Origin of the sequence: Nocardia sp. GTS18 (assembly GCF_013839555.1) — a bacterium.
GTDB lineage: Bacteria > Actinomycetota > Actinomycetes > Mycobacteriales > Mycobacteriaceae > Nocardia > Nocardia rosealba.
Map to the genome: position 1 here is coordinate 79,081 of NZ_JACBIU010000020.1, position 7,105 is coordinate 86,185.

The following is a 7,105-nucleotide window of genomic DNA, read 5'->3' on the forward strand; positions in this document are numbered from 1 at the left end:
GAAGTTCAGGTGAACTCTGGATCGGCCAGCAGTACTACGCGATCGGCGGCCGGGTCGAAACCGGGCACCGGAGGTGGGGAGCCGCCCTCTGCGCTCATCAACACCGGTTTGCCCAGTCGCCGGCCGACCGCGCACAGGAAGCCACACAGGGTGTCCACTCCCGTCTGGCCCTGCAGCTGGCGGAGGTCGACGTCGAAGTCGATCTCCGTCGCAGACCACGGACGAAAGATCACCAGCACATCTGGGGTGGGCCAGACACGCAGTTGGGCTATCTCCGCATCAGCAGGGCGCGATAAGAGTTCAGCGCCGGACGGCAACCGCCGCGCAATATCGCCCTCGGAGTACTCCCAGGCCCAGCCCTCCGACCGGACCATGTCGAACACCGCCTGCCAATCCTCGGCCGAGGTGGAAGCGACGGACACGTCCGGAAGTGTCCCCATCAGGTGCGGGTCGAAGAAGTTCTTGACTTCGTCCCACTGCAGATCCGCCATCCTGGCATCCTGTCAGCCGGCTCATCGAAACGCAGCTTGATTTCGTGTCCCACACGGGCCTACGGGGCCGAGACCAGATGCGCTATGACGTCAATTTTTGCCGCTGGTGACGACGACCGACAAAGCCGGTCACCGAACCGAGCCGACAGGTGATTAGGCGTCCTCCGGAACCAGGTAGCGACCGACCGAGGAACTCCATTCCCGGAGGCGCTCAGAACTGTTGGTTGCCGTACGCGTGGAACCAGGCCGTGATCTGGTCGTGGTCGGCAGTCCTGGCCAGGATCAGCAGGAGCAGTACGCGCGCCTTTTTGGGGGCGAGGTCGCCACCGCTGACGACGCCGAGCGTCGGGTCGACGGTGACCGCGCCGGAGCCGTAGGCGTTGGTGGCGACCAAAGCGACGCCCTGGGTCGCCATCGCAGCGGTCGCCTGGTCGGGTGCGGGCGTGCCCGCGAAGACGATGCCCTTGGCGCCCGCCGCGACGGCCGCGGTGATGGGTGCGGCGGGAGCACCGAGATAGCTGTGGGCGATATCGACACGGGGGAGGGTGTCGCCGTCCATCATGGTCAGGTCGAACGGCGTGGCCCAGTCGGCGGGATCGGCGCAGTGTCGGACGCGGGCCGGGGCGCGTTGCAGGCGGATACCCGCTTGGTCGATGGTGCCGAGGTCGCCGTACTCGCGGGTGGTGAAGGTGTTCACCCGCGCCGAATCGGTCTTCGTGGCGTCGCGGGCCGGGAAGATCTGATCGTTGAGGGTGACGACCGTGCCGAAACAGGTGGTCCGGTTGCTCGCCGCCAGGCGAATCGCGTTGTACAGGTTGGCCGGACCGTCGCTACCGAGCGCGGACCAGGGGCGCATCGCGCCGGTCACCACGACCGGTTTCGTGCTGCGGACGGTCAGGTCGAGGAAGTAGCTCAGTTCCTCCATGGTGGCCGAACCGGTGCTGATTACGGCGGAGTCGTGATCTCCGAGACGGCGTTCGACCAGCCGCGCCAGATCGTAGAGGTCGCCCACGGTGTAGTCGCCGGACCCCTTCTGGCCGAAATCCTCGGTCGACAGCATTGCGAGATCGCCGACCTCGGGACGGAGCGAGTCGACGAGCTCGGCGATCGGGCGGGTGCCGGGCCGATAGGTTTCGAAATCCGTGCGCCGCTCGGAAGTACCGGCGATGGTGCCGCCGAGACCGATCACCGCTACCCGCTGCATTGTCTGCGCGGGCGCGTAACCTGCTGAGCCGAGCACGATGCCGGTGCCGGTGACGGCTCCGACGAGAGCGATCACCGCGGCGATCCTCGAGACTGTGGACATGCGAGTCAGGCTACGAACGCCCCGTCCGCGAGCGCATCATCCCCCGGTGGTACCTCGATCCGATACCGAGGTACGGCCTCGGCAACACAGTCTCTCAAACCGTCTGCAACGCTTGCGGATTCGTCCGTGAAGGACTACTGGGCGCTACCACCGCATCGACGGGACCAACCGCCAGCAATCTGGCAGAACGCCGACGGCAATAGCTGCCACAAACCTGACGCATCCCAGTTCAACGACCAAGTCACTGCGTCACATCAACTCGCGACGGACAGGAGCCCCTAACGGCGACGCCTCGAGGTATCCGTCAGGGGATTTCGGCGCGAATCGCGGAAGCCATGACCGTCCGGATCGGCACTGGCGGGTCATCGGTGATCCGGGTAATTCCGGCGAGGCCGACACCGAGCATCAACAGGCGAGCGGCAGCCGCGCGCGCCTGGGTCGCATCGGCGACGGCACGGGACATCACGGCTGTGAGGACGTCGGTCAATTGCGTGAGGGTTTCGACATAGCTGCTCGCGACCGGGCCGCGCAGTTGGGCGTGCGCGCCGGCCTCGGCCCAACGAGCCAGTGCGTGCCCCTCGCCGTCGCCGACCAGGTCGGAGAAGAACAGTGCAAGCGCGGCCGCCGGCTCGAGGTCGAGGGCCGCGTGCTGGTAGGTGGCTATCTCGCGGGCCGCGTACTGCCGCCACGCATCGGCGGCGAGTTCATCGGTCGAGGAGAAGTGATGGTGAATCTGTCCTTGTGAGCCGCCGAGCTCGCTCGCGACGGTGCGCGCCGTCACCGCGCTCAGTCCGTCTCGTGCCACCACCGTGGCTGCCGCCTCGACGATCGAATGACGGCGCGCGGCGCGGGCCAGATAAGCCATCGATCTCTCCAACGCACGTTTCGTTCGGCCTCGGACACCGAACGCCAAGGTGCGATCGTACGCGTGCGGGAAATAGACTGGACAGCCAATTTGTACATGGGTACAAATTGACTGTGCCCACTGCAATCCGAACCTTGTCCACCCCAGACCTCGACCGTGCCGCGCAAGTACTCGGCGAGGCCTTCGTCGACTATCCCTGGACGAATTGGTGCGTCGCGAAAGATGATCACCTACAACGCATCTCATCGCTACAGCGCATCTATCTCGAGCACATGGCGCTTCCGCACGGGAGGGCCTACATCGACAGCACCGGCCACGGCGTGATCGCTTTCCTACCGCCCGACACCCCAGCGCCGAGCGCATCGGTGTCGGCCGAAATCGCGGACCTGCACGGCGACCGCCTGGATCACCTGATGGTGGCCGAGGAACGACTGTCGACGCTGCCGGTGCCCGACGGCGCCTGGCTGCTGGCCACCATCGGTACCACACCACAATCCAGGGGAACCGGCCTCGGCACGGCGCTGATGAAACATGGCCTGACCGAACTCGATCGAGCCCGGCACGCCTGTTGGCTGGATACCTCGACCGAACGAAACCTCCCGCTGTACCAACGGTTCGGGTTCTCGGTGGTCGACCACATCACGCTCGACGGTGGCCTGTCCGTATGGCGAATGCACCGCCGCGAGACCTAGCGAGCCGTGTCAGGCGCGGCCGACGTCGTAATACGGATCGCGGCATGCCGAGCGGAACCAAGCTCGCTTGGGCGACGACCCGCCGATAGGGCGGCTCGGCGCGGGATGGTGTCGCCGACGTCCCCTGCTGTCGCGGCCGGGAGGTAGCCGAGGAAGGCCTCCGAGTTCTAGTGATTCATCTGTCATGGAAATCCGCGGCGCAGAGTTCGGGTCGTCCCTGCCGAGGTCGCCCTAGTTCGGCCGACGTGTGTGTGCGGTCCAGTCGCGCCCGTCCCACCAGCGTTCGTCGGCACCGTCCGGGTTGTTGTACCAACCCGGCGGCGGTGCGGACCGGGTGCCCGGTGGCACGGAGGGTGTGACGAAAGTAATTGGTGCAGGCCGTGGTTCGCCTACTCGATACAGCGCGCGCACGATCAGCACCACAAGGACGAGTGGGACACCGAGTATGAGCATTGCGGTCAGCGCGCCGCTCGTACTGCTGCCGTCGCGGGTGAGCACGAAGATGGCGAACATACCGATGAGTACGGCCGCCCACCAGGGATTCCGGTTCGGTGCGTTGGGTGGTGCTGACACATATCGCGGGTGCGTGGGCGGCTGTGGTCCTTGCTCGAACATGGTTGGCCCCTTGTATGACCCGGCTTACGGCAGGCGGCCAGCATACGGATTTCGACTGCACCCGGGAACGAGTTGGCGCAAACCTGCTGAATTCATAACCATGCCCGCGTTTCGTCCTTCGGCGCGACCCGGCGACTGATCGGGCGCGGCGTGACCCGACAGCTGCAACCACCCGCGACCCTGCTCGCTTCGGATCTGTGTTGTCAGGGCAGTGGGCGTAGGCCGATGGCTGTTCGGGCGCTGACGTAGACGAGGCGGTCGTCGGGCTGGGGGAGTGGCGTGCCGTCCGCGGTGAGGGCGTGGGGGTCTGGGTGGACGGCGCGGAAGGGGATGTCCCAGAGTGGTTCGCCGGTGGTGGGGTCGAGGGCGGTGAGGCCGCTGGGGTGGGTGATGACGATCGAGTCGGTGGTGGTGGCGACGGTTTCGATGAGGGTGTACTGGGGGTGTTGCCAGCGGCGGTGGCCGGTGTGCATGTCGAGGGCTGTCAGCGTTTGGGCTTCCGGGTCGGCCAGGAGGGCAGTGTCATCGACGACGGCCACGAGGGTCGAGGTGGAAGTGGCCTCCAGGTCGGGGGAGGTCCACACGGTGGCGCCCGTGCGGCGGTCGTAGGCGTGGTTGCCGAGGACGACGGGAATCGTGTCGTCGGCGGGCTGATCGAGCAGGGTGCGGCCGGGGGTTTCGGTCGTCGCCAGTGGCTTGCCGGTGCGGTCGAGGATGTCGGTGCCGGTGTCACAGGAGACACGCCGCACCAGCGCCCCCGCGAGGGCGCTCGACCAGCCACAGCCCGTGCGGGTGGCGGTCCAGGTGGGTGCACCGGTGTCGAGGGCGAAGCCTGCCAGGTCACTGCTGAGCGCGAGCACGCCCTGGCCGTGCGTGACGTCGATGATGATGTCCATCAGCACGTCCTCCCAGGCGCCGCCCAGCGCGAACTGCGTGGTCCAGAACCGATCCGGGTCCTGCAGCGTGCCCGCTCGCACGCGCACGTCATCGTCTTCCGCATTGCCCTCCACCAGATACACCCGGTCCTCGGTGGCCGCGATCGCGAACGGAGACCAGTCGATCGGGGTGCGTGTCGATTGTCCCGTGGACAGGTCGTAGCCGACAACGGCCGTACCGTCGGCGCTGAACCCCGTGAAGCACACCAGGTGCCCGTCGACGGGCACGTCGGCGCAGCCACCGAGATTGGCGGCGGGCGCACGCCAGCGGATGCTCCCGTCGTATGCATCGATGCCGTACAGGGTCGAGGCGTCCCCGGTGCCGACCACGGTCACCAGGATTTCGTCGGTCGCGACGAAACCGGAACTACCGGAATCGAATTCGGTGCCGAATACCGGCGAGCGGAAGACCGCATCTGCCGACCCGGACAACTCGGCCGCGCTCACCGACCAGGCCAGACCCGGTGCGGCCCTGTTGGTTCCGGTGATCTTGCGAGTGGTGTCGGTCGGTTGCGACAACACCACCACCGCCCCGACGCCGGTGACGAGCGCGGCGACAGCGGCGACGATCAGCCCACGTAGGCCCGGCGTCGTCACGGCGTCACCGAACCTGGTGCAAGAGCGATCTTTTCGAGTTGCTCGAACGGCATCGGTGACGACGGCATTTCCGCTCTACAGGTGACGTCGATACGCGTGCCGTCGGGTTTGGTGAGAACGACGGTCCGCATGAATTCTTCGGCGGTGCGCCCGGATTGATCGGCGGTGGTGAGGTATTCCTCGCGGGTTTCGATCAGGGTGCCGTCGGCGCTGGTCCGTGCGGAACCGCCATACTTCGGTTGAGTGTTCGGCATCGGCTGACCTGCGGCGATCGACACGGTCAGCGTGGACGGCTGCCCAGGCGTCGTGACCCGAACCGCCTGACACAGGCCCATACCGAAATCGTCGGGTCGTACGTCGCCGAGCGGGCGGTCGGTGCTCACCCCGTCGAGCGCGCCGGCCAGCGCCGCGTTCACCCGCGCTGCCACCGCTTCGCCGAGTGTCGGCGAAGCGTCCACGCGCACATGACAAGGCGGCGGCGGTTCGATGGTGCCCGGCGGAATCGGATCGCCGACACCGAGCCCGTCGGCGAGTGCGATCGCGATCATCTCGTCTCTGGTGAGGGGCACGGTCCCGGTCGGCATCGACACCGACGGAGCATCGGTGGAGCGGACCACTATCCGGCTGCCATCGGGGCGATAGGCCATGACGCTGCGTGACAATGTGCGAAAACCGTCGAGCTCCTCCCAGGTGTCGTGCAGGTCGACGGTCGAACCGTCCGGCATGGTCCGGCGCTCGTCGAGCCAACCCGCCGTGCACGCCGGGACCGGTTCTGCGGACTGTTCGACGGTCACCGACAGCGTCCCGGCACCTGCGCCGCGCCGCAGGTCCGCCCATGCATCGGTGTATCCACCGAACGGGCTGTCGGGTTCCCCGAGGATCGGTGTGAACAGCAGTGATCGGTCGGGCGGCCCGAATTCGAGCGTCACATCGGTCGGTAGCGCGGCACGCAGCGCCGTCGACATCGCGACGGCCTTCCTTCCGGAGAACCACGGATAGGCCGGGTTGTCGTATTCGCCGGGACCGAAGACTGCGCCATACGTCTCGTCGGACGACGGTGCTTCGACGCTCGAACAGCCGGGAATCTGCGTCGGGAACGTCACGGACGGACGAACCCGGACCGGCGTCGGCGGCTCTGCCTCGGGCGTGACGGAAATGGTGGTGGTTGGCGGTGCGGTGGTGAGCTCGGGTTCCGGCTCGTGCAGAAGCCCTCCGACGATCACCCCACCGGCCACCGCCGTGAAGCTCCACAGTGCGACGGTCCACCCCGTAATCGCGCGCGTCGGCATCTTGTCCGGCATCCGGCCTCCTCGGGAACGGCTCGGACAATACGCGGGCGCTGTCCGGATGGCTCAGAGCGTAGAAGATCTCGGTTCTTCCCGCCCGAGCCCCAGGAGTTCGTACAGGCGCAGGTGATCGAGGTCTGTGGCAACTGCGCATCCGCCTTGTGCGGTGCCGGCTAGGAGTCCGTCGCGGGGATCGGCGATCGGGTGGACCGACCAGGTGGTCGTGGACGTCACTAGCCTGGGTTGGGTGGGAGCAATGGAGTTCGGTGGCACCGGATGGGATTTCGCGCGGCCGTCCGAGGGTGGGCGGGTCGGAGC

General features: G+C 66.9%; 7 protein-coding genes. 1 reads left to right on the forward strand and 6 read right to left on the reverse strand.

Features of this window, described 5'->3' with window-relative positions; translation table 11 throughout:
* Positions 1-5: 5 nt before the first annotated feature.
* The 3 genes from HYG95_RS17050 to HYG95_RS17060 form a co-directional block, all read right to left on the reverse strand.
* Positions 6-491: a hypothetical protein gene (locus HYG95_RS17050; protein ID WP_181698914.1), complete on the reverse strand. Its 486-nt coding sequence runs from the start codon at positions 489-491 to the stop codon at positions 6-8.
* Positions 492-702: 211 nt separating this feature from the next.
* Positions 703-1,797, reverse strand: coding sequence for an asparaginase (locus HYG95_RS17055; RefSeq protein WP_181698915.1), 1,095 nt, complete (start codon positions 1,795-1,797; stop codon positions 703-705).
* Positions 1,798-2,101: 304 nt separating this feature from the next.
* Positions 2,102-2,662: a TetR/AcrR family transcriptional regulator gene (locus tag HYG95_RS17060; RefSeq protein ID WP_181698916.1), complete on the reverse strand. Its 561-nt coding sequence runs from the start codon at positions 2,660-2,662 to the stop codon at positions 2,102-2,104.
* Between the two features lie 113 nt (positions 2,663-2,775).
* On the opposite strand from HYG95_RS17060, the gene HYG95_RS17065 reads away from it, so the two are divergent.
* Positions 2,776-3,354 carry a GNAT family N-acetyltransferase gene (locus HYG95_RS17065; RefSeq protein ID WP_181698917.1) on the forward strand — a complete coding sequence of 193 codons (579 nt, stop codon included), beginning with the start codon at positions 2,776-2,778 and terminating at the stop codon, positions 3,352-3,354.
* 231 nt (positions 3,355-3,585) lie between these two features.
* On the opposite strand, the gene HYG95_RS25190 is transcribed toward HYG95_RS17065, so the two are convergent.
* The 3 genes from HYG95_RS25190 to HYG95_RS17080 all read right to left on the reverse strand — a co-directional run bounded on the left by HYG95_RS25190 (position 3,586) and on the right by HYG95_RS17080 (position 6,802).
* Positions 3,586-3,927: a DUF2510 domain-containing protein gene (locus tag HYG95_RS25190; protein ID WP_370465828.1), complete on the reverse strand. Its 342-nt coding sequence runs from the start codon at positions 3,925-3,927 to the stop codon at positions 3,586-3,588.
* 245 nt (positions 3,928-4,172) lie between these two features.
* On the reverse strand, positions 4,173-5,501 hold the full coding sequence (locus HYG95_RS17075; protein ID WP_181698918.1) for a PQQ-binding-like beta-propeller repeat protein: 1,329 nt from the start codon (positions 5,499-5,501) through the stop codon (positions 4,173-4,175).
* Positions 5,498-6,802, reverse strand: coding sequence for a hypothetical protein (locus tag HYG95_RS17080; protein ID WP_181698919.1), 1,305 nt, complete (start codon positions 6,800-6,802; stop codon positions 5,498-5,500). The genes HYG95_RS17075 and HYG95_RS17080 overlap by 4 nt, the downstream gene beginning before the upstream one ends.
* Between the last annotated feature and the right edge of the window lie 303 nt (positions 6,803-7,105).

Bases quoted from the DNA above. Each gene is read 5' to 3' on its own strand.
- HYG95_RS17050 (WP_181698914.1), bottom strand. From the start codon at position 491: ATGGCGGATCTGCAGTGGGACGAAGTCAAGAACTTCTTCGACCCGCAC.
- HYG95_RS17055 (WP_181698915.1), bottom strand. From the start codon at position 1,797: ATGTCCACAGTCTCGAGGATCGCCGCGGTGATCGCTCTCGTCGGAGCC.
- HYG95_RS17060 (WP_181698916.1), bottom strand. From the start codon at position 2,662: ATGGCTTATCTGGCCCGCGCCGCGCGCCGTCATTCGATCGTCGAGGCG.
- HYG95_RS17080 (WP_181698919.1), bottom strand. From the start codon at position 6,802: ATGCCGGACAAGATGCCGACGCGCGCGATTACGGGGTGGACCGTCGCA.